This window comes from Arthrobacter sp. UKPF54-2 (assembly GCF_007858535.1).
Lineage (GTDB): Bacteria > Actinomycetota > Actinomycetes > Actinomycetales > Micrococcaceae > Arthrobacter.
Genome location: NZ_CP040174.1, coordinates 289,476 through 311,243 on the forward strand (window position 1 = coordinate 289,476; position 21,768 = coordinate 311,243).

The window sequence follows — 21,768 nt, forward strand, 5'->3', positions numbered from 1 at the left end:
CGCTAGTGGACTCCCCGGATTCCGGCGTAGGGCAGGAAGCCGACCTTGGCGTACACGTCCTTCAGCGTCACCGAGGCGATCTCCCGGGCCTTGTCCGCCCCCACGGCCAGCAGCCGGTCGAGCTCGGCCGGGTCGGCGAGCAGCTCGTTGGCGCGGTCGCGGATCGGCGAGAGGTGCGCCGTGACCGCTTCGGCCAGGTCCACCTTAAGGTGGCCGTACATCTTGCCCTCGTAGGCCGCGACGAGCTGGTCAACGCTCTGGCCGGTGATGGCCGAGTAGATCGTCAGCAGGTTGGAAACGCCGGGCTTGGCCTCGCGGTCGAAACGGATTTCGGTTTCCGCGTCCGTCACGGCCGATTTGATCCGCTTGGCAATCAGCTTCGGCTCGTCCAGCAGGTTGATCAGGCCCGCCGGGGACTCCGCGGACTTGGACATCTTCGCCGTCGGGTTCTGCAGGTCGTAGATCTTGGCCGACTCCTTCTGGATGAAGGGCTGCGGCACCGTGAACGTCTCGCCGAAGCGGGAGTTGAAGCGCTGCGCCAGGTCCCGGCTCAGCTCCACGTGCTGGCGCTGGTCCTCGCCGACCGGCACGCCGTGCGGCTGGTACAGCAGGATGTCCGCGGCCTGCAGGATCGGGTAGGTGAAGAGCCCGACGCTGGCCTGCTCCGACCCCTGCTTCAGGGCCTTGTCCTTGAACTGGGTCATCCGGGACGCCTCGCCGAAGCCGGTGATGCAGTTGAGCACCCAGGCCAGCTGGGCATGCTCGGGGACCTGGGACTGGACAAAGAGCGTGCACTTGTCCACGTCGACCCCGCCGGCAATGTACTGCGCCGCGGTGACGCGGGTGCGGTGGGCAAGTTCGGCCGGGTCCTGCGGGACCGTGATGGCGTGCAGGTCCGGGATAAAGAACACGGCGTCGTATTCGTCCTGCATCCGGACCCAGTTCACCAGGGCGCCCAGGTAGTTGCCCAGGTGCAGGGAGTCCGCGGACGGCTGCATGCCCGAGAGGATGCGGTGCCGGGCGCCGGCGACGGCAGGTGCCCGGCCGTCGGTCGAGAGGGCCGCGTCGGGGCTGGCTTCTGCGTCGGCGACGGTCGGCGCGGTGGAAGGAGAGGTCATCGGGGGAACCTTTTGGCTAGAGCCGGTAGTCCACTACCAGCGGGGCATGGTCGGAGAAGCGGGTGTCCCAGGACGGCGCCCGGTCGACAACGGCTGACACCGCCGCGGCGGCGAGAGCGGGCGTGGCCATGTGGTAATCAATGCGCCAGCCGGTGTCGTTGTCGAAGGCCTGTCCCCTCTGCGACCACCAAGTGTAGGGGCCGTCGACGGTACCCGCCAGGCCCCTGTGAACATCCTTCCAGCCGATTTCCTCGCCGAAGAAGCGGTCGAAGTAGGCGCGCTCCTCGGGCAGGAAGCCGGCACGTTTGACGTTGCCCTTCCAGTTTTTGATGTCCAGCTCGGTGTGGCCGACGTTGAGGTCGCCCACCACGAGGGCGTGGTCGCTGTGCTTGGCCAGTTCGGGCAGCCGCGTCGACATCACGTCCAGGAAGCGGAACTTGTCGTCCTGCTTCGGCGTGCCGGCCTCGCCGGAGTGCACGTAGGCGCTGGCGACGGTCAGCTGTGAGGCCTGGCCCGCGGCGTCGCGGACGATGTAGTCGGCCTCGACCCAGCGGCCGGCGGTGGCGAAGTAGTCGTCGCCGATGCCGGTCCGGGTGGCGACGGGCTCGGTGCGGGAGGCGATGGCAACACCGGCGCGGCCCTTGGCTTCGGCCTCGGCGTGCAGGATGTGCCAGCCCTCGCCGAGGAGTTCGTGGACGATCGCGTCAGGCGCGCGGACCTCCTGCAGGCAGAGGATGTCCACGTCCCGCGGCGCCAGCCACTCCGCCATGCCCTTTTTGTAGGCGGCGCGGAGGCCGTTGACGTTGACCGATGCGATGCGAAGGTGGTCCTTCTTCAATGCCGAGCTCACCCGCTCCACTCTAGTCGATGATGGTTCCGCTGACGGGCTCGTCGGAGCCGCCCCCGGTCTTGATCATGTCCCGGGCATTGGTGGCGGTGATCTCGATGGTCTCCAAGGCGCGGCGGATGGTGTCCTGGTCCGAGGCCTCGCCCTTGGCGCGTTCCTGCTCCACCACGCGGACCTGAACCTGCACAATTTTGAAGGAGTGGTCCAGTTTCATGTCGCGGATGTCGTCCGCCTCGCGGCGGTCCCCGACCAGTCGCGTGCCGCCGTGGTCGGCACTGCCGGACGACGGCGCCCGGCCCACCGCCGAGTTGAAGGCGTTCTGCGCCTCGTTGAGCTTGGCTCCGGCCTTTTTCGCGGCCCGCTGGATGCTGAACACCACAAAGGCTGCCAGCGCGAGCCAGAACGCGGCGATGGCGGCCACAACCCAGCCCACGACGTCGTTCTGGTTCGCCGCGAAGATGACGGCCACCAGGAAGGCGATGATAAAGACCGTCATCCCGAGTCCGCCGATGCGGAACATCGAGAACTTTCCGGTGGCGGCATTGAACGCGGACGGCTTGGAGGGGGGGTTGCCCAGTGATCGCATGAGCCCATTATCGCAAACCGGCACGGCGCCGGGCGGCGCTTCCACCCCCGGCGAACGGAGCGGGCATCCGCTTACTTCAGGAACAGCCGGCGGAGCCGGCCGGTGGTGAGCGCCACGCCGAGGACGATCATAACGAGGTAGTAGCCGATGTGCACCGCGGTGGCGGGGGTGAACACGCCCACGCTGATCTGGCGCAGGAGTTCCACGCCGTGCCAGAGCGGCATCGCCTGGATCAGCCACTGGATCCACTGCGGGTAGACGCTCAGCGGGTAGAACGTGGCGCTGAAGAGGAACATCGGCAGCATCACGAAGTTGATCCAGTCCATCTGCTGGAACGTCTTCATGAAGCTGGTGATGCCCATCCCGAAGCTGGCAAACCCGAAGGCAATCAGCACCGAGGCCGGGACCATCACAATGGCCCACGGGGTGGTGATCAGTCCCATCACACCCATCACTGCGGTGAACCCGGTGGCATACATGGCACCGCGGAGCAGGGCGAGGAAAATTTCGCCCATCGCGACGTCGACCGGCCCCAGGGAGGTGTACAGCATGCCCTGGTAGAGCTTGGAGAAGTTCATCTTGAAGAAGACGTTCCAGGTGGAGTCGTAGACGGCCCCGTTCATCGCCGAGACCGCCAGCAGCGCCGGCGCGATGTACGCGGCGTAGCTGATCTCCTGGCCGCCCGGGCCCTGGACGGACCCGACAATCGCCCCGAGGCCCACGCCCATCGAGATCAGGTAGAGCACGGGTTCGAAGAAGCCTGAGAGCATGACCATCCAGTTGCTGCTCTTGGTGGCCATCAGCCCGCGGGCGACGACGGCGTGCACGTTGCGTGAGTAGAGCGGGCCGAAGCGGCGGTTGCGGGCAGCCTCGGTGACGCTGCGGCCGTCGGCTTGGTTTCCCGGATGTCCGGCGAGCAGGCTCATGATGCCATCCTTTTGGCGAAGAGACGCCTGGACAGGACCCAGCCGATGACGGCGAGGCCAACCAGGAAGACGACGTGGGCCACGGTCAGCAATGGCGCCTCCTCGTAGCCGTAGCTGAAGACGCGGCCCAGCTCGGTGCCGTGCCAGATCGGTGAGATCCAGCCGATCCAGCGGACCGCCATTGGCAGGGTGTCGAGAGGGAAGAAGGTGCCGGAGAACAGGAACAGCGGCATCACGATGAAGCGCATCACCATGGCGAACTGGCCTTTGTCGGTGGTGACGGTGGCGGCGTAGGCCATCAGCGGCAGCCCGAAGGAGAGCCCGGCCAGGGTGGCTACCAGGATGGAGACCCAGCCCCACGCGCCTGGCGATGCCCCGAACAGGACCACGACGCCGAAGTAGATGGCGGACTGCAGAACGAACCGGACCGTCACTGCGATGACCTGCCCGGCGGCGATCTGCTCCGGGGTCAGCGGCGAGGCGTGCGGACCGTAGTAGACCCGGCGCCACTTGAATCCGTCCATCACCGGGAAGGTGAATTCGTTCGCGGCGGTCATCACCGCGGCGGAGATCAGCAGCGCAGGGGAGATGAACGTCAGGTAGCTGACGCCGCCGAAGACGGTGGTGGAGTTGGTGTCCACCAGGGTGGCCAGGCCCACGCCCATGGCGAAGAGGTAGGCGACCGGTTGGCCCACACCGTACATCACGATGGTCCAGCCGTAGCCCTTCATCACCCGCAGGACCTGCTCGGCGTAATAGAAGGCGCCCCAGCGGCGGGCGCGGGCAGCTGAGACGGCCGGCGGGTGCGCGCGCAGGGCGGGCGCCGCCGTCGTCTCCGGATTAGTCAACGAGGCTCCGGCCGGTCAGGCGCAGGAAGACGTCCTCCAGCGAGGAACGGCGCACCAGCGAGGTGACCGGGCGCAGTCCCCGGGCGGAGACCTGCTCCAGCGCGGCTTCGCCGTCGTGGGCGTAGATGAGGACCCTGTCCGGCAGCGTTTCGATCCGGTCGCCGATGCCTTCTAGCTCGGCGGCGACGGTGGCGTTGCGCTCGGAGCCGAAGCGCAGCTCGAGGACCTCGCGGGTGGAGTAGTCGCGGATCAGGCTCGCGGGGGAACCCTCGGCCATGATCTTGCCCTTGTCAACGACGATCAGCCGGTCGCAGAGCTGCTCGGCCTCATCCATGTAGTGGGTGGTGAGGATCAGGGTGACGCCCTGCTCCTTGAGCCGGAACAGCCGGTCCCAGAGGATGTGCCGGGCCTGCGGGTCCAGGCCGGTGGTGGGTTCGTCCAGGAGCAGGATGCGGGGTTCGTTGATGAGGGACCGGGCGATCGTGAGGCGGCGCTTCATGCCGCCGGAGAGCGCATCCACCTTGGACTTGGCCTTGTCCGTCAGCTGCGCGAATTCCAGCAGCTCGTCGGCTTTGGGCTTGAGGTAGCTCATCGGCAGGCCGAAGTAACGGCCGTAGACCAGCAGGTTCTCGCGGACCTTCAGCTCCTCGTCCAGGTTGTCCTGCTGCGGCACCACCCCCAGGTGGGCGCGGACTTCCGGGCCGTGGTTCTCCGGGTCCAGACCCATGATGCTCAGGCTGCCCGAGGTGCGCTGCGCGACCCCGCCGATCATCTTCATGGTGGTGGACTTGCCGGCCCCGTTGGGTCCGAGCAGTCCGAAGGCTTCGCCGGCCGGCACCCGGAAGGAAATGCCGTCGACAGCGGTGACATCGCCGTAGGTTTTGGTGAGGTTTTCGGCGGTGATGACGTACTGCGGTTCGCCGCTTTCGGCGGGGCTGCTCACGGGAGCTTCTTTCGACACAAGTTCAGACACCCGGAACACGGTAGTCGATCCGGGCAAACCATGAAAGAGTCTTTTCGTAAAAATATCCAGACGTTTGCCAATTCGTGATGTCGATTAACGGCGCAGGGGCGCCCGCTCGCTGAGGAGGGGCGCCCCTGCGCCGGATTCGCACCGGTGGCCCTAGGCAGTGGCGCGTGAACTTTCCAGGCGGCGTTCGGCGGTTTCCACCACGTTGGCGAGCAGCATGGCGCGCGTCATCGGCCCCACTCCCCCGGGGTTCGGCGAGAGCCACGCGGCGACGTCGGCCGCGGCGGGGTCCACGTCCCCGGTGACCACGGCCTTGCCGGTGCCGTCGTCGACGCGGCTGACACCGACGTCGAGCACAATCGCCCCGGGCTTGAGGTCCCCCGCCTTGATCATGTGCGGCTGGCCGGCCGCGGCGATCACGACGTCGGCCTGTCGGAGTTCGGCGGGCAGGTCCACGGTGCCGGTGTGGGCGAGGATGACGGTGGCGTTGACGTCCTTGCGGGTCAGCAGCAGGCCCACCGGGCGGCCGATGGTGACGCCGCGGCCCACCACCAGGACGCGTTTGCCGTTGAGGCTGATGCCGTGCCGAGTCAGGAGCTCCACGCAGCCCTTGGGTGTGCAGGGCAGCGGCGACGTCATCGGACCGTTGACGTTGGCCACCAGCCGGCCGAGGTTCATCGGGTGCAGGCCGTCGGCGTCCTTGTCCGGGTCCATGGCCTCCAGGATGACGTCCTGGTCGATGTGCTTCGGCAGCGGGAGCTGGACAATGTAGCCGGTGCACTCCGGGTTCTCGTTGAGCTCCCGGACCACGGCCAGGAGTTCGTCCTGCGTGGTTTCTTCCGGCAGGTCGCGGCGGATCGAGGTGATGCCCACCTCGGCGCAGTCCTTGTGCTTGCCGCCCACGTACCAGGTGCTGCCCGGGTCGGAGCCGACCAGGATGGTGCCCAGGCCCGGGACGATCCCCTTGGCCTTGAGAGCTGCGACGCGTTCGGTGAGTTCGGCCTTGATCGCCGCGGCGGTGGCCCTGCCGTCGAGGATCCGGGCGCCCTGAGCCTGGGCCGGCGCGGATTCCGCGGTGTGGGAGTCAGTGGCGGTCATCGAATCACCACTGCTCGTGCTGCGGGTACAGCGGGAAGTCCTCGGCGAGCTTGTCCACGCGGGTCTGGAGGGCCTCGACGTCGGCCGCGGCGCCGGCCTTCAGTGCGGTGGCGATGATCTCGGCCACCTCGGTGAATTCCTTGGCGCCGAAGCCGCGGGTGGCGAGGGCCGGGGTGCCGATGCGCAGGCCGGAGGTGACCATCGGCGGGCGCGGGTCGAACGGCACGGCGTTGCGGTTGACCGTGATGCCCACCGAGTGCAGCAGGTCCTCGGCCTGCTGGCCATCCAGCTGGGAGTTTCGCAGGTCCACCAGGACCAGGTGCACGTCGGTGCCGCCGGTGAGGACGGAGACGCCGGCGTCGGACAGGTCGGACTGGTTCAGCCGGTCCGCGATGATCCGGGCGCCTTCGAGGACGCGTTCCTGGCGCTCCTTGAATTCCTCCGTGCCGGCGATCTTGAAGGCCACGGCCTTGGCCGCGATTACGTGCATCAGCGGTCCGCCCTGCTGGCCGGGGAAGACGTTGGAGTTGATCTTCTTGGCCCACTCCTGCTTGGCCAGGATCACGCCGGAGCGCGGGCCGGCGAGGGTCTTGTGCACGGTAGAGGTGACGACGTCGGAGTACGGGACCGGGCTCGGGTGCAGCCCGGCGGCGACGAGGCCGGCGAAGTGCGCCATGTCGGTCCAGAGCAGCGCGCCGACCTCATCCGCGATCGAGCGGAAGGCCTCGAAGTCGAGGTGGCGGGGGTACGCGGACCAGCCGGCAATGATGACCTGCGGCTTCTCGGCGAGCGCCTGGGCACGCAGCTTGTCCATGTCGATCCGGAAGGTGTCTTCCTCGACCTGGTAGGCGGCAACCTCGTAGAGCTTGCCGGAGAAGTTCAGCTTCATGCCGTGGGTCAGGTGGCCGCCGTGGGCCAGCGAGAGGCCCAGGATCTTGTCCCCCGGGGTGATCATGGCGGACAGCGCGGCGGCGTTGGCCTGCGCGCCGGAGTGCGGCTGGACGTTGGCGAACTCCGCGCCGAAGAGCTCCTTGACCCGGTCGATCGCGAGCTGCTCGGCGACGTCGACGTACTCGCAGCCGCCGTAGTAGCGGCGGCCCGGGTAGCCCTCGGCGTACTTGTTGGTCAGGACGGAGCCCTGCGCCTCCATCACGGCGCGCGGCGCGAAGTTTTCGGAGGCGATCATTTCCAGGGTGCCGCGCTGGCGGCCGAGCTCCTGGGCCAGGACGGCGGCGATTTCGGGATCGAGTTCAGCGAGCGGCTGGTTGCTCACGGCTGCTGAGGAAAGGCGAAGGGAAGTAGTCACGAAGAACTCCTGGCTTGGCAACGGTCACTGCTTTAAGGTCAGGTTACCGGCTGGCCCGCTGCGGCGCCGCAAAAATTACGGCCCCAAAACCGGGGCCGGGCCGCGGGCGCGGCCCCCCTCAGGGAAACCGTCTGCGGGCCGGCAGCGGGGGCTGCCAACCGGAAAAACGTGACCCTCGGCCCAGGCGTACGATCCGTGGTCTGCGTGCGTGCCGCTCCCTGGTGGTTACCCACCCAACGCCAGTTGCGACACATCCAGCCTATCCCAGCCGCGGGTAGGCTTGTCTTTCGTGACTGACGAGAAGCTGACTGCCTCCTACATCCTGACTCTCTCCTGCCCGGACCGGCCCGGAATCGTGCATGCCGTCGCCGGCGCCCTCCTGGTGGCGGGCTGCAATATTACGGACTCCCAGCAGTACGGCAGCCAGGGCACCGGAACCTTCTTTATGCGGGTGGAGGCCACGACGGCGGCCCCGCCGGCCGAACTGCACGCCGCCCTGGAACCCGTGGCCCAGGCCTTCGACATGCAGTGGAGCCTCAACCCCGCCGGCCGGAAGGTCCGCACCCTGCTGATGGCGAGCACCTCCGCGCACTGCCTCAACGACCTGTTGTTCCTGCAGCGCTCCGGCACCCTGCCGATCGAAATCCCCGCGATCGTCTCCAACCACCGGGACCTGGCCGGTCTGGCCGAGTTCTACGGCATCCCGTTCCACCACATCCCCGTCACGAAGGACACCAAGGTCGAGGCCGAGGACGCGCTGCGCAAGCTGATGGCCGAGCACGACATCGAACTCACGGTCCTGGCCCGGTACATGCAGATCCTCTCCGATGAGCTGTGCACCGAGCTCACCGGCAAGGCCATCAACATCCACCACTCGTTCCTGCCGTCCTTCAAGGGCGCCAAGCCGTATCACCAGGCCCACGCCCGCGGCGTGAAACTGATCGGCGCCACGGCACACTACGTCACCGCTGCCCTGGACGAGGGCCCGATCATCGAACAGGAAGTTATCCGGGTGGACCACCGGCGCACCGCCGAGCAGTTTGTCCAGATGGGCCGCGACGTCGAGGGCCGCACCCTCGCCCAGGCTGTGCAGTGGCACGCCGAACACCGGGTGCTGCTGGACGGCAACCGGACGGTTGTTTTCAGCTAAGCGCGTTCAGCTAAGGGCGTTCAGCTGGGCCCTTGCCTTGGACGCCCGCCCGCCCTTGACTAGGTCCATGGGTGCAACGCTGACGGAGGAGTTGGCCGGGTTCATTGCCCTGCTCAAGGACGAGGGCCGGCGCGGCGTGCTGGGCGTGGACTGCGGGCCCGGCGCGGACGGGCTCGCCTTTGTCCGTGCGGGCATCCACTACACCGGCGTGGACGCCTCGGAGGAGAACATCCACGCCGCCCGCGCCCGGGGGCTCTCGGCCTCGGTCGCGACCGGGACCGCCCTGCCCTTTGCCGACGCGGCATTCCCCGCCGTCTGGGCGGTTGACGCCTTGGCGGGCCTGCCGCCGGCGGAGTGCGACGACGTCGTCCGCGAACTAAGGCGCGTGGCCGAACCCGGCGCGCCGATCGCCGTCGTCCTCCCCGACACCGTCTTCACGGTCCTCCGCTCCCCCGCCTAAACCCTCACTCACGTACGGCGGCGATTTATGAAACCCTCCCGCACATCTGGCAGCGACTTACCCAACCCTCCCGCACCGACGACGGGAGCGTCCCCCCAGGACCGCCAGAACTGCGGGAGGATCACGTGAACACCCGCCGGAACTGCGGGAGGGTTTGTCAGGGACGCCGAACGCTGCGCATGTAGCCACCCAGGAAGCCGCCCACAATCAGCACCAGGGCGCCCACCCGCGCCAGGTTCACCCCCCGCCGGTGCCGGTCCCTGCGCCGCGCGCGCCAGGAGGCGAGGAAGATCATCGTCGCGGTCAGGTTGGCGGCGGCATGCACGACGCCGATGCGCCGCGTGGCGGTGTCGGCCCGCGCCCACTCAGCCCAGCCACTGAGTCCCGTCGGGGCCGCCGCGAGGACGCCGAGCCCCACCAGCCGGCGGGCGGCCCGGCGGGAACCATCGTCCGGGAAGAAGTCCAGGAACACGGCCATGAACCACGCCCCGAAGGGCACATCGGTGAGAATGACATGCGGCGGGATACCGGTGGCGTCGCCGTGGAAGAAGCGCCGCAGCCTGGCGTCAGCGATCAGCCGGGCGGCCAGCGGCTCCGCGGTCCGGACCGCCGGGTCGAGCGCCTTGGCCTCCCCCAGGCGTTTCATCAACTGAAGGAACATAGCGGCCACCTCCGGACGAACGCGGGAATGGCCACGATCCTACTCAGCGAAGCCGCCGCTGCAAGAGGCTGGTGTCCTAGGCTGGGGGCATGACTCCCGTTTACGCTTTCGCCGGCGATACCCCGGCTGTCCACGAATCCGCTTTCGTCGCCCCGAGCGCATCAATCATCGGCAAGGCCACCCTGGCCGAGCACTCCAGCGCCTTTTACGGCGTGTCCGTCCGCGCCGACACGGCGGCGATCACCGTCGGCGCCGGCAGCAACCTGCAGGACAACGTTGTGCTGCACGCGGATCCGGGCTTCCCCTGCAGTGTCGGGGCCCGGGTCAGCGTCGGCCACAGCGCCGTGGTCCACGGCTGCACCGTCGAGGACGACTGCCTGATCGGAATGAGCGCCACCATCCTCAACGGGGCAGTGATCGGCGCCGGCTCGCTCGTCGCGGCCGGCGCGGTGGTGCTCGAGGGCACCGTAATCCCGCCCCGCTCCCTGGTGGCCGGAGTGCCCGCCAAGGTCCGCCGCGAGCTAAGCGACGAGGAGTTCGAGGGCGTGAAGCGCAACGCCTCCCACTATCAGGAGCTCGCCCGGGCACACCGGGAAATTCACAGCTGACTCACAGGGACCGCCCATGAACATCGCCGGACACGGGCACCGCGGGTTGCGTTAACTTCTTGACTACAACGTCGTGATGGGGCACGCTTCATTGCATGCCCTCACCAACGCGCTCAACGAGGAGCCGCACCAAAAACCCCGGGTCGCAGTCCGCGCTTCGGCATCTGAACCAGCAGCGGATCATTGAATGCCTGCTCGCGGGCCCCTCCACCCAGGCGGAACTCGCCCGCCAGACCGGCCTTTCCACGGCCACCGTCTCGAACATCGTCAAGATCATGCAGGACGCCGGGCTGGCGTCCACGGAGCCGACCACCAGCTCCGGACGCCGGGCCCTGAACGTCCGGCTCAACAGCAACGGCGCCGTCGCCGTCGGCATCGACTTCGGCCGCCGCCACCTGCGGGTGGTCCTGGCCTCACTGAGCTACCACGTGGTCGCGGAAGAATCGGTCCTGCTACCCCTGGGCCACCACGCGGAAGAAGGCATCGCAGCCGCCGTCGGGGTGCTGGACCGGCTGCTGGCCGGAAGCGGCGTGGAACGCAGCGCCCTGGTGGGCGCCGGCGTCGGGATCCCGGGCCCGATCGACCGCCGCACCGGCACCGTGGCGCAGGGCGCCATCCTGCCCGAGTGGGTCGGCATCAATATCCTCCAGAGACTCGAGGAAGCGCTGGATCTTCCGGTTTTCCTGGACAACGATGCCAACCTCGGTGCCCTGTCCGAAGTCACCTGGGGGCCGCACACCGGCATCAGCAACCTGATGTTTATGAAGATCGGTTCGGGCATCGGCGCCGGGCTGATCCTCAACGGCATGCCCTACTACGGAAACGTGGGCATCACCGGCGAAATCGGCCACGCCACGATCCACGAGCACGGTCTGGTCTGCCGCTGCGGCAACCGGGGCTGCCTCGAGACGATCGCCTCCACCACCACCATGATCGAACTCCTCGGCCGGGGCGAGGACAAACCGCTCACTGCGGAAGACATCGTGCGCAAGGCCCTCGCCAGGGACTCCGCCACCCTCCGCGTGGTGGACGACGCCGGACTCGCCGTCGGCCGCGCGCTGGGCAATGTCGCGAACCTCATCAACCCCGAGGTGATTGTGGTCGGCGGCCCGCTGGCAGGGCTTGGCGAGCTGCTCCTGGACCCGATCCGGCGCGGCCTTGTGCGCCACGCCGTCCCCGTTATCGGCGAGACCACCACCCTGACGATGTCCTCGCTCGGCGACCGCGCCGAGGCCCTGGGGGCGACGGCCCTGGTGTTCCAGCACGCCGGAATCCGGCGAAACTAACGCAGCCGTTACCGTGCCGTTGCGTTAAAGACTTGACGACAACGGCGTGATCCAGTTTACTTTTCCATCAGACGGCCCTGCGGTTTGCAGGGGCGGACAACGAAGTCATGCATTGGAGGCGTAAGGGCAGATGACGTCCCTCAACACGCACAGCGATCCGATAATTCTCGAGATGCGCTCCATCACCAAAGAGTTCCCCGGCGTTAAAGCATTGGCCGAGGTGAACCTGCGGGTGAAGGCCGGCGAGATCCATGCCATCTGCGGCGAAAACGGCGCCGGAAAATCCACCCTGATGAAGGTGCTCTCGGGCGTTTACCCTTATGGCAGCTACACCGGCGACATCGTCTACCAGAGCGAAGTCCAGCAGTTCAAGGACATCCGCGCCAGCGAGCACGCCGGCATCGTGATCATCCACCAGGAACTGGCGCTCATCCCGGAACTGTCCATCATGGAGAACATCTTCCTGGGCAACGAGCCGACCAAGCGCGGCGTGATCGACTGGGCCGAGGCGCGGATCCGCTCCACCGAACTGCTCGCCCGGGTGGGACTGCGCGAGGACCCGGACACCCCGGTCAAGGAGATCGGCGTCGGCAAGCAGCAGCTTGTCGAAATCGCCAAGGCGCTGAACAAGAAGGTCAAGCTCCTCATCCTGGACGAGCCCACCGCGGCCCTGAACGAGTCGGACTCCCAGCACCTGCTGGACCTGATCCTGGGCCTGAAGGGCCGGGGCATCACCTCGATCATCATTTCGCACAAGCTCAACGAGATCGAGCAGATCGCCGATTCCATCACCATCATCCGCGACGGCAAGTCGATCGAGACCCTCGACGTCAAGGCCGACGGCGTCGACGAGGACCGCATCATCAAGGGCATGGTGGGCCGCACCTTGGAGTCCCGGTTCCCGGACCACGAGCCCAAGATCGGCGAGACGTTCTTCGAGGTCAAGAACTGGACCGTCGGCCACCCGCAGATCCAGGACCGCCTGGTCTGCAAGAACTCGAGCTTCTTCGTCCGCCGCGGCGAGATCGTCGGCTTCGCCGGCCTGATGGGCGCCGGACGCACCGAGCTCGCCCGCTCACTCTTCGGCCGCTCCTACGGCCGCTTCATCTCCGGCCAGGTCTACAAGGATGGCAAGGAGCTGCACCTGAAGACCGTCAAGCAGGCGATCGACGCCGGGCTCGGCTATGTCACCGAGGACCGCAAATCACTCGGCCTGAACCTGCTGGACGACATCAAGGCCACCACGGTCTCGGCCGCGCTGAAGAAGATCAGCAAGCACAACGTCGTCGACGCCGACAAGGAATTCACCGTTGCGGAGCAGTACCGCAAGTCGCTGCGCACCAAAACGCCGTCCGTGGAGGAAGGCGTGGCCAAGCTCTCGGGCGGCAACCAGCAGAAGGTGGTGCTGGCGAAGTGGATGTTCACCGACCCGGACCTGCTGATCCTGGACGAACCCACCCGCGGGATCGACGTCGGCGCCAAGTACGAGATCTACGGCATCATCCAGCAGCTGGCCAACCAGGGAAAGGGCGTCATTGTCATCTCCTCGGAGCTTCCCGAACTGCTGGGCCTCTCCGACCGCATCTACACCATTTTCGAAGGCGCCATCACCGGCGTGCTGAACAAAGAGGAAGCCAGCCAGGAAAGCCTCATGAAGCTCATGACTTCCGCCCGCAAGACCGCCTGACCCTCTGGACCATCCAGAACATTCCGGACAACAAGGACTGACAAAATGAACGCGCTCAAGAAGCTCTTTGGCGGCAACACCCGCCAATTCGGCATGATCTTCGCCCTGGTTGCACTGATCGTCTTCTTCCAGATTTTCACCGAGGGCCGCACGCTCACCCCGGGCAACGTCATCAACCTCTTCAACGGCAACTCCTACATCCTGATCCTCGCCATCGGCATGGTGCTGGTGATCATCGCCGGCCACATCGACCTCTCGGTCGGCTCGGTCGCCGCATTCGTCGGCGTCAGCGTCGCCCTCATGATCCGCGACTGGGGCATCCCGTGGTACGCCGGCATCCTGTTCGGCCTGCTGCTCGGGGCCCTGATCGGCGCCTGGCAGGGCTTCTGGACCGCCTACGTGGGGATCCCGGCCTTTATCGTCACGCTGGCGGGCATGCTGCTCTTCCGCGGCTTCAACCAGTTCGTCGGCAAGTCCAACACCATCCCGGTGCCGAACGACTTCCAGTACATCGGCTCCGGCTACCTGCCGGAATTCGGCCCCAACACCGGCTACAACAACCTGACCCTGCTGCTGGGCCTGCTCGGCGCCGGCTTCGTGGTGTTCAGCGAGATCCGCTCGCGCCGCAAGGCCAAGGCCCTGGGCGCCGAGGTGCCCGAGACCTGGGTCACCGTCACCAAGCTCGTCCTCATCTGCGGCGCCATCCTCTACGCCACGTACCTGTTCGCGACCGGCCGCCCCGGCACCTCGTTCCCGATCCCGGGCCTGATCCTGGCCGTCCTGGTCCTGATCTACGGCTTCATCTCCTCCAAGACCATCATCGGCCGCCACGTCTACGCCGTCGGCGGCAACCGCCACGCGGCCGAACTCTCCGGTGTGCAGTCCAAGAAGGTCAACTTCCTGGTCATGATGAACATGTCCATCCTGGCCGGCCTTGCCGGCATGATCTTCGTCGGCCGCTCCACCGCCTCCGGCCCGTTCGACGGCGTCGGCTGGGAACTCGACGCCATCGCAGCCGTCTTCATCGGCGGCGCCGCGGTGACCGGCGGCGTCGGCACCGTGATCGGCTCGATCGTCGGTGGCCTCGTGATGGCCGTCCTGAACAACGGCCTGCAGCTCCTCGGCGTCGGCGCCGACCTCACCCAGATCATCAAGGGCCTCGTGCTCCTGATCGCCGTCGCCTTCGATGTCTACAACAAGACCCAGGGCAAGAAGTCGATCATCGGCATGATGATGAAGAACTTCGGCCGCAGCAGCGAGATCAAGCCCGACGAGACCACGTCCACCAAAGAGGTCATCGCCAAGGAATCCTGACCGGCTCCCTGGCCCTGGAACCCCGATACTCCGAACACCATCTATAGAAAGTGAACCAAGCAATGCAACTGATTGGTAAAGCAGGAAAGGCAGCAGCGATCGCTGCTATTGCGGCACTGGCGCTGACAGCCTGCGGCCGTTCCGACAGCGGGACTTCCGGCGGCGCTAGCGGCGGCGGCGAGGCGTTCCCCAAGAACTCCTCGATCGGCGTCGCGCTCCCCCAGAAGACCAGTGAAAACTGGGTGCTGGCAGAGAAGCTGTTCAACGATGGCCTCAGTGGTGCTGGCTTCAAGGCAGATGTGCAGTTCGCCAACGGCGGCGTCTCGGAGCAGCAGAACCAGATCAGCGCCATGGTCACCAAGGGTGCCAAGGTCATCATCGTGGGTGCAATCGACGGCGCCCAGCTGGGTACCCAGCTCAAGCAGGCCAAGGACGCCGGCGCTACCATCATCGCGTACGACCGTCTGCTCCTGAACACCGAGAACGTCGACTACTACGTCGCCTACGACAACTTCAAGGTCGGCGTGCTGCAGGGCCAGGCCCTGCTGGACGGCATGAAGGCCAAGAAGCCGACGGGCCCGTACAACATCGAGCTGTTCGCCGGCTCCCCCGATGACGCCAACGCGAAGGTCTTCTTTGACGGCGCCATGAGCGTCCTGAAGCCGAAGATCGACGACGGCACCCTCAAGGTCGTCTCCGGCCAGACCTCCTTCGAGCAGGCTGTTACCCAGGGCTGGAAGGCTGAGAACGCCCAGCGCCGTGCCGACACCCTGCTGACCGGCAGCTACGGCAGCGCCACGCTTGACGGCGTGCTCTCCCCGAACGACACGCTGGCCCGCGCGGTCCTGACCTCGGTGAAGGCCGCAGGCAAGCCGCTGCCGGTCATCACGGGCCAGGACTCCGAGGTTGAGTCGGTCAAGTCGATCCTCGCCGGTGAGCAGTACTCCACCATCAACAAGGACACCCGCAAGCTCGTTGAGCACGCGATCACCATGGTCAAGGACATCCAGGCGGGCAAGAAGCCTGAGATCAACGACGACAAGTCCTACAACAACAAGGTCAAGACCGTTCCCGCGTTCCTGCTGGCGCCGGTCATCGTGACCAAGGAAAACGTTAAGACGGCCTACGTCGACGATCCGGTACTCGGACCGCTGACCAAGTAGTCTCAACGCTCCACCACCAGGGCCCCGGCTCCCCCGCTGACCAGTTCAGCCACGGGAGGGCCGGGGCCCTTCTGTGCGCCACGGACGGCGTGCGCCGCGGAAAGTCCCCGGCCCGCGGCGGGCGCAGGGTGAGAAGATGACACCATGTCTGCCCCCATCGCAAAACCGTGGCTCTTCAGCCAGCCGGACCAGGACCCGCGCACCGCCACCGGCGCCAGGCTGCGGTGGGGTGTGGTCGCCACCGGAGGGATCGCGGCGGCGGTGACCCGGGACCTTGAGCTCCTGGCCGACGCGGAGCTGTACGCCGTGAGCTCCCGCAGCCAGGCCGCGGCCGACGCCTTCGCGGCCGACTACGGCTTCGTCCGGGCCTACGGCGACCAGGACGGCGCGGCCGGCTACGAGCGGCTCCTGGCCGACGACGCCGTCGACGTCGTCTATGTCGCCACCCCGCATGCCCAGCACCACGCGATCGCGCGCGCAGCCCTGCTGGCCGGCAAACATGTGCTCTGCGAGAAGGCCCTCACGATCAACGCCCGGGAGGCTTCCGAGCTGGTGGAGCTGGCGCGGGAGCGCGGCCTGTTCCTGATGGAGGCGATGTGGAGCCGGTTCCTGCCCAGCATGCAGCGGGCGTTCGAAATCGCCGCTTCCGGCGAGATCGGCGAGGTCAAGTGGGTCGCGGCAGACCTGGGGTTTCCGGCCCCCTACTCCCCCATGTCCCGGCTCTGGGCACCGCGGGACGGCGGCGGCGCCCTGCTGGACATCACGGTCTACCCCCTGCTGTGGGCGCTGGGGACCCTCGGTTTCCCGCAGACGGTCAGTGCCACCGGCTGGCTCAACGACGACGGCGTGGACGCCCAGAACGCGCTCACCCTCGGCTACCACCACGGCGCCCAGGCCCAGCTCACGTCCTCGCTGCTGGCGCACGGTCCCCGCGCCGCTACGGTGGCCGGCAGCGGCGGCTTCCTGCAGAGCCTGGGGTCGGTCAACAACCCAAAGGAGCTGCTGGTGCGGGTGGGCTTCGACGAGCCGCGCACGGAACGGTTCAGCGTGGTCGGGCGCGGCTACAGCTACGAACTCCGCGAGGTCACCCGTTGCATCCAGCAGGGCCTAACCGAGAGCCCGGTGATGCCGCTGGAGGACTCCCTCAACACAATGCGTCTGTTCGACGGGGTGCGCGCACAGCTGGGAGTGAGCTACCCGAACGACCTGCACTGAGCTGCGCCGTCGGAGCGGCGGCACCTCCGCAGCGGACCCTTGCGGGGCGGGAAGCTTCCGGCCACTTTTCGCGCCGGAATCGCGGGCCCGGCGATGCCAAATTTGCCGTCCGCTATGGACTACCCCGGGCCCCCGGACTTAGGCTGTAGACCAATCGTCGATAGATTTCGGGGAGGGGTGTTGCGCATGCAATCAGCAGCGAGCCCTTCCCCTGCGCGCCGCTTCCTGCGGCCCGTGCTGCTGGCCATCGCGGCCGCGCTGACGTGGCTGGCGCTCACCGCCTCCGCTGCGAGCGCCGACGGACCCACGGTAACCAGCACGGCCCCTGGCACCCCGGCCGCGTCCGTTGTGGCCATGATCCAACTGCCCATGGCGGACGACGTGGAGCCCAGCCCGCCGGCGCCGCTTCCTGCGGCACCCGTCCCGACGTTGCCGGCCATCGCCCCCGTCCTGCCTCCTGCGCCGTTGCCTCCGGCCCCGCCACCCCCGCCGGTGGAGCAGCCTGCACCCCCTGTTATGCCGGTGCCCCTGCCTGTGCCGCCGCCCGCCCCGGCGCCGGAGCCTGCCCCGCCCGCAGCCGAGAGCCCGCCCCCGGTTCCACCGGCGACCGGGCCGGTGGCCGGCTCCCCGGCGGAGCCAGCACCCGTTCCCGCCCCTGCTCCCGAGCCGGCCCCCGCGCCGGCACCCGAGCCCGCGCCCGCCCCGGCGCCGCCGGTCGCCGACCCCTCCCTCCCCGTCACCGATCCGGTGACTGATCCGGCCCAGGATCCTGGCGGCCTGCCAGGTGTCCCTGTGGTCCAACCGGCCCCGAGGCCCACACTCCCGGCCGGCCAGCCCGCCTCGGGTGCCACCCCGCCGGCCCCGCTGCCCGGCGAGGTCCCGGCACTGCCGGCCCCCGACAGCGCCGTTCCCGGCCCAACGCCGGTTGACCCTGCACCTGCGCCAGCGCCGGGAACCGCTCCCGTGACCGACCCTGCACCGGCGGCGCCGGCCACGGAACTGCTGGTGCTGCCGATGGAATCCGTGGTGGACGTCACCCCGGCCGACCCGGCGCTGGCCTGCGGCCCGGGAGCCGCAGCCGCGCCGCAACCGGTGATGGCCGACTCGGCCTGGCGCGTCACCGTGCGCCCGGCCCATGTTCCGCTGATGGTGCTGCCGGAACCGCAAGGCTCGGCCGGCAGCCCGCCCAGCGCCCCGCCCGCCGATAACCCGCTTCCCGCCAGCCCTGTTCCGGCCGGCAACGACACGCCGGCAACGCCGGCCGGCGGCAACGACGCCCCGCGCCCCTGGGGCGGCGGAACCGGCCTCCCTGCCCCCAACGCCCTGCCGCCGGTTCCCGGCTCAGGGTCCGGCAGCGGAGCAGCGTCCAGCGGGCCCTCGGGCGCCCTGGCCTGGTTGCCCGGTGCACTTTTCTTCATTCCCCCCATGGGTGCTGACCCCATCAGCGGCCCCCTGCAGCACGTCCATCCTGCTGACGCCGCTGACCCCGGATCTTCTCCTGACTAGTAGGGCCGTCCTCTGCCATTTTCATGCGCAGAGCACGGTCCTTCGGGCTGCCATGTGCGCCCGCCATCAGTCATTCAGGAGAATTCCCCATGGACACCACCGTCCGCCGCCGGATCACCGGCACTCCCGTTTCGCCTAAGCGCCCCGTCTCAGCGCTATCCGCGAACCGGCCCGTGCTGTCCCGTCGCGTACCCCTGCAGCTTCGCCACCTCCAAGTGATACCCCCGTCTACGGAACGCCCGCCGTAGCGCGCGCCCGCTCCTGCCCAGGTCCCTTAACCGCCGGAGCGATGTCGTTGGGTCCGCTGGGGGATCCAACGGCCTCACAGGCAACGGCGTCAACCCTTCCCTACGTACGAAAGGCGGGTACATCCACCCCTATGCCAAATAGGCGGGACTGCACCATGCTGGAACGCGATACCCGTACCCGTATTATTCTTTAGGGGCGCCACCGCGGCGCCGACGAGAGGGACGGGGTAACATCGTGGACGCTTCGCCCAGCGAGGTCACGACTGAGATTTTGAGCGGCCGCTACCGGCTCGGTGAAGTGGTGGGCCGGGGCGGCATGGCGTCCGTGTACTCGGCCCGGGACGAGAACCTGGGCCGCGACGTAGCGCTCAAGCTGTTCGCTCCGCAGTCCGCCGATGCCGACGAGCTCAAGCGCCAGCAGGCCGAGATCGAACTACTGGCCACGTTGAACCACCCGAGCCTGGTCACGCTGTTCGACGCCGGCACGGACACGCGGATTCCGGAGGAACCGCGGCCCTTCCTGACCATGGAACTGGTGGAGGGGCAGGACCTCCGGAGCCGGATTCGGCACAGCCCCGTGCCGCTCGACGAACTTGCCGTCATCGGAGCGGGGCTTGCGGATGCCCTCGCCTACGTCCACTCCCTCGGCATCATCCACCGCGACATCAAGCCGGCCAATGTCCTGCTGGTTCAGGTGCGGCCCGGCGAGCCGCTGCGGCCGAAGCTGACCGACTTCGGCATTGCCAGGATCGTGGACGGGACCCGGCTCACCGCCACCGGAACCATGGTGGGAACCGCGGCCTACCTGAGCCCCGAGCAGGCGCGCGGCGCGGATATGGGTCCGGCCAGCGACATCTACTCCCTCGGCCTCGTGCTGCTGGAGTGCATCAAGGGATCCGTCGAATACCCGGGCAGCGCCGTCGAATCCGCGGTGGCCCGGCTGCACCGCGCGCCCGTCATCCCGGACAGCGTTCCCGCGGAGTGGGCCGCGCTCATCCGCGCAATGACGGCACTGGACCCCCTGGACCGCCCGGCGGCCGCCGAACTGGAATCGGCGCTTCGGCAGGCGCTGATCTCCCCCGACTCGCTGCCGGGTCAGCTGGCCGAAGACCGCACCCGCGTGCTGCCCGCACCGCCGGCCAGGCCCCCGCGCTCGGCGCAGGACACGGGGTCGGGAACCGCACCGAGCACGGCCCGGATCGCAGCGCAGGAGGCGGCCGGCGCCGTTCCCGGCGTCGAGGCGCACACGCGCCCGCAATACGCGCTCACCCCCGACGTGCCGGCAGCTCGCCGTCCAGGCGGCCGGGGTGCCTTGTCCCGCGGGCTCGCCGGGTTCCGCGCCGCCCGGCCCAGGACCAGGGTCGCCGTCGTCCTGGCCCTGGTCGCACTGCTTGCGGCGGCCGTGATCGCCACCGCCATTCTCGCCGCACCGAAGCCGGCGCCCGCCGTCGTTCCCTATCCGGCCGTCACCGGCGACCTCGGCGAACACCTGAAACAGCTGCAGAAGAGTGTGCAACCATGACCGGCACCAACACACGACACCGGAGCCCGGCCCTGGCCGGCCCCCTGCTGACGGCCCTGCTGGTCGCGGGCTTGCTCGCCGGCTGTGCTGGGCCGGCGCCCGAACTGGACGGCGCGGCAGCAACGCAGCTTCAGTCCCAGGTCCTCGCCGTCACCGAGGCCGCGGCCGCCGAGGACTCCCCCGGCGCGCTCAAGGCGCTGGACGATCTGATGACCAAGCTCGACGCGGCCGCGGCGGACGGAAAGGTGTCCTTCAAGCGGCACCAGAGCATCAAGGCCTCCGTCGATGCTGTCCGCACCGACCTCAACGCCAAGGTGGCACAACAGCAGGCGGCTGCGGCCGAGGCCGCGAAGGCCGCCGCGGCAGCCCAGGCCGCTGCCCAGGAAGCCGCGGCGAAGGCGGCAGCAGACCAGGCGGCCGCGGCCCAGGCGGCGCAGGCACCGGCTCCTGCCCCGGCCGAGAAAAGCAAGGCGAAGGGCAAGGGCAAAGGCGACTAGCCGCATCCGCTTTCCCTGCAGGCCGGTTCCGGCTAGCTTGGTCAGTCAGGCCAAAATTGGCCTGACGGCCCGCCGACTGAAGGAGTGAAGCAAGCATGGCAACAGTCCAGGAATCCATCAATGTGAACGTTCCCCTGAGCCAGGCCTACAACCAGTGGACCCAGTTCGAAGAGTTCCCGCTCTTTATGAGCGGGGTCGACGCCGTCCGGCAACTCGATGACACCACCGTCCACTTCCAGACCAGCGTCGGTGGAGTCAAACGCGACTACGACGCCCGGATCACCAGCCAGGACCCCGACCGGCAAGTGTCATGGGAGAGCCTCGACCGCCCCCGCAACGCCGGGACGGTGCGGTTCTCGGAGCTTGGGCCGGCGGAAACCCGGGTCGACGTCGAACTCAGCTGGGAGCCGGGCTCCGCGGCTGAAAAGATCGGCGCGGCGGTGGGCCTCGACTCCCGGCAGGTCGGGGCGGACCTGCAGCGGTTCAAGACTTTCATCGAGGGCCGCGACTTCGAAACGGGGGTCTGGCGCGAGCGCGTGAGCAACGCGGAGGTGGACGGGCAGGTGCCCGCGGCGCCGCTGCTGACGGACACCGGCTACGACGTCGTCGGCCCCGGCGCGTCGCTGAACACCGATCCGGACATGGCCACCGAGCCGGCCTTCGACGCCGTCACCGCCGAACGACGGGACCGCCGGGCTTCCGACCGCTGACGCGGGCCAACACGCCGCCGGCTACGACGCGGGCCGCTTAGA

Annotated in this window: 21 protein-coding genes; 12 read left to right on the forward strand and 9 right to left on the reverse strand. The window is 68.1% G+C overall.

Annotated elements, in window-relative coordinates:
- Positions 1–2 precede the first annotated feature (2 nt).
- The 8 genes from trpS to glyA all read right to left on the reverse strand — a co-directional run bounded on the left by trpS (position 3) and on the right by glyA (position 7,699).
- Positions 3–1,118: a tryptophan--tRNA ligase gene (trpS, locus tag E7Y32_RS01245; protein ID WP_146335454.1), complete on the reverse strand. Its 1,116-nt coding sequence runs from the start codon at positions 1,116–1,118 to the stop codon at positions 3–5.
- Positions 1,119–1,134: 16 nt separating this feature from the next.
- Positions 1,135–1,968: an exodeoxyribonuclease III gene (locus E7Y32_RS01250; protein WP_146335455.1), complete on the reverse strand. Its 834-nt coding sequence runs from the start codon at positions 1,966–1,968 to the stop codon at positions 1,135–1,137.
- A 10-nt stretch (positions 1,969–1,978) separates the two neighbouring features.
- Positions 1,979–2,551 carry a hypothetical protein gene (locus tag E7Y32_RS01255; protein ID WP_146335456.1) on the reverse strand — a complete coding sequence of 191 codons (573 nt, stop codon included), beginning with the start codon at positions 2,549–2,551 and terminating at the stop codon, positions 1,979–1,981.
- A 71-nt stretch (positions 2,552–2,622) separates the two neighbouring features.
- On the reverse strand, positions 2,623–3,477 hold the full coding sequence (locus E7Y32_RS01260) for an ABC transporter permease (RefSeq protein ID WP_146335457.1): 855 nt from the start codon (positions 3,475–3,477) through the stop codon (positions 2,623–2,625).
- Positions 3,474–4,325 carry an ABC transporter permease gene (locus tag E7Y32_RS01265; RefSeq protein WP_146335458.1) on the reverse strand — a complete coding sequence of 284 codons (852 nt, stop codon included), beginning with the start codon at positions 4,323–4,325 and terminating at the stop codon, positions 3,474–3,476. The genes E7Y32_RS01260 and E7Y32_RS01265 overlap by 4 nt, the downstream gene beginning before the upstream one ends.
- Positions 4,318–5,268: an ABC transporter ATP-binding protein gene (locus E7Y32_RS01270; protein ID WP_146335459.1), complete on the reverse strand. Its 951-nt coding sequence runs from the start codon at positions 5,266–5,268 to the stop codon at positions 4,318–4,320. The genes E7Y32_RS01265 and E7Y32_RS01270 overlap by 8 nt, the downstream gene beginning before the upstream one ends.
- Positions 5,269–5,448: 180 nt before the next feature.
- A complete protein-coding gene (locus E7Y32_RS01275) occupies positions 5,449–6,393 on the reverse strand; it encodes a bifunctional methylenetetrahydrofolate dehydrogenase/methenyltetrahydrofolate cyclohydrolase (protein ID WP_146335460.1) in 945 nt (314 codons plus the stop codon).
- Positions 6,394–6,397: 4 nt separating this feature from the next.
- Positions 6,398–7,699 (reverse strand): serine hydroxymethyltransferase, encoded by a 1,302-nt coding sequence (gene glyA / locus E7Y32_RS01280; RefSeq protein ID WP_146335461.1) that lies wholly within the window; start codon positions 7,697–7,699, stop codon positions 6,398–6,400.
- A 289-nt stretch (positions 7,700–7,988) separates the two neighbouring features.
- On the opposite strand from glyA, the gene purU reads away from it, so the two are divergent.
- Together purU and E7Y32_RS01290 are read left to right on the forward strand one after the other, a co-directional pair.
- Positions 7,989–8,849, forward strand: a complete 861-nt coding sequence (gene purU, locus E7Y32_RS01285) for a formyltetrahydrofolate deformylase (RefSeq protein ID WP_146335462.1) — start codon at positions 7,989–7,991, stop codon at positions 8,847–8,849.
- A gap of 67 nt (positions 8,850–8,916) precedes the next feature.
- The gene (locus E7Y32_RS01290; RefSeq protein WP_146335463.1) at positions 8,917–9,309 is read left to right on the forward strand and encodes a class I SAM-dependent methyltransferase; all 393 of its coding nucleotides are present in this window, start codon (positions 8,917–8,919) and stop codon (positions 9,307–9,309) included.
- A gap of 157 nt (positions 9,310–9,466) precedes the next feature.
- Here the strand turns inward: E7Y32_RS01290 and E7Y32_RS01295 are convergent, their stop codons facing one another.
- A complete protein-coding gene (locus E7Y32_RS01295; protein WP_146335464.1) occupies positions 9,467–9,970 on the reverse strand; it encodes a DUF2231 domain-containing protein in 504 nt (167 codons plus the stop codon).
- A gap of 89 nt (positions 9,971–10,059) precedes the next feature.
- Between E7Y32_RS01295 and E7Y32_RS01300 the strand changes: the two genes are divergently transcribed.
- The 10 genes from E7Y32_RS01300 to E7Y32_RS01345 all read left to right on the forward strand — a co-directional run bounded on the left by E7Y32_RS01300 (position 10,060) and on the right by E7Y32_RS01345 (position 21,726).
- The gene (locus E7Y32_RS01300; protein WP_146335465.1) at positions 10,060–10,578 is read left to right on the forward strand and encodes a gamma carbonic anhydrase family protein; all 519 of its coding nucleotides are present in this window, start codon (positions 10,060–10,062) and stop codon (positions 10,576–10,578) included.
- Between the two features lie 95 nt (positions 10,579–10,673).
- Entirely contained in the window at positions 10,674–11,864 is a 1,191-nt protein-coding gene (locus E7Y32_RS01305; RefSeq protein ID WP_146335466.1) for an ROK family transcriptional regulator, read from the forward strand.
- 130 nt (positions 11,865–11,994) lie between these two features.
- Positions 11,995–13,551 (forward strand): multiple monosaccharide ABC transporter ATP-binding protein, encoded by a 1,557-nt coding sequence (gene mmsA / locus E7Y32_RS01310; protein WP_146335467.1) that lies wholly within the window; start codon positions 11,995–11,997, stop codon positions 13,549–13,551.
- Positions 13,552–13,596: 45 nt separating this feature from the next.
- Positions 13,597–14,865 carry a multiple monosaccharide ABC transporter permease gene (mmsB, locus tag E7Y32_RS01315; protein WP_146335468.1) on the forward strand — a complete coding sequence of 423 codons (1,269 nt, stop codon included), beginning with the start codon at positions 13,597–13,599 and terminating at the stop codon, positions 14,863–14,865.
- Positions 14,866–14,927: 62 nt separating this feature from the next.
- Positions 14,928–16,028, forward strand: a complete 1,101-nt coding sequence (locus tag E7Y32_RS01320) for a sugar-binding protein (RefSeq protein WP_146335469.1) — start codon at positions 14,928–14,930, stop codon at positions 16,026–16,028.
- A gap of 144 nt (positions 16,029–16,172) precedes the next feature.
- Positions 16,173–17,243: a Gfo/Idh/MocA family protein gene (locus tag E7Y32_RS01325; RefSeq protein WP_146335470.1), complete on the forward strand. Its 1,071-nt coding sequence runs from the start codon at positions 16,173–16,175 to the stop codon at positions 17,241–17,243.
- Between the two features lie 186 nt (positions 17,244–17,429).
- Entirely contained in the window at positions 17,430–18,749 is a 1,320-nt protein-coding gene (locus E7Y32_RS16205) for a hypothetical protein (RefSeq protein ID WP_186467018.1), read from the forward strand.
- A 480-nt stretch (positions 18,750–19,229) separates the two neighbouring features.
- Complete coding sequence (locus E7Y32_RS01335; RefSeq protein ID WP_146335471.1) at positions 19,230–20,519, forward strand: serine/threonine-protein kinase; 1,290 nt, start codon at positions 19,230–19,232, stop codon at positions 20,517–20,519.
- Positions 20,516–21,016 (forward strand): mucin-associated surface protein, encoded by a 501-nt coding sequence (locus tag E7Y32_RS16210; protein ID WP_261382500.1) that lies wholly within the window; start codon positions 20,516–20,518, stop codon positions 21,014–21,016. The genes E7Y32_RS01335 and E7Y32_RS16210 overlap by 4 nt, the downstream gene beginning before the upstream one ends.
- Before the next feature lie 95 nt (positions 21,017–21,111).
- On the forward strand, positions 21,112–21,726 hold the full coding sequence (locus tag E7Y32_RS01345; RefSeq protein WP_146335473.1) for an SRPBCC family protein: 615 nt from the start codon (positions 21,112–21,114) through the stop codon (positions 21,724–21,726).
- Positions 21,727–21,768: the final 42 nt, after the last annotated feature.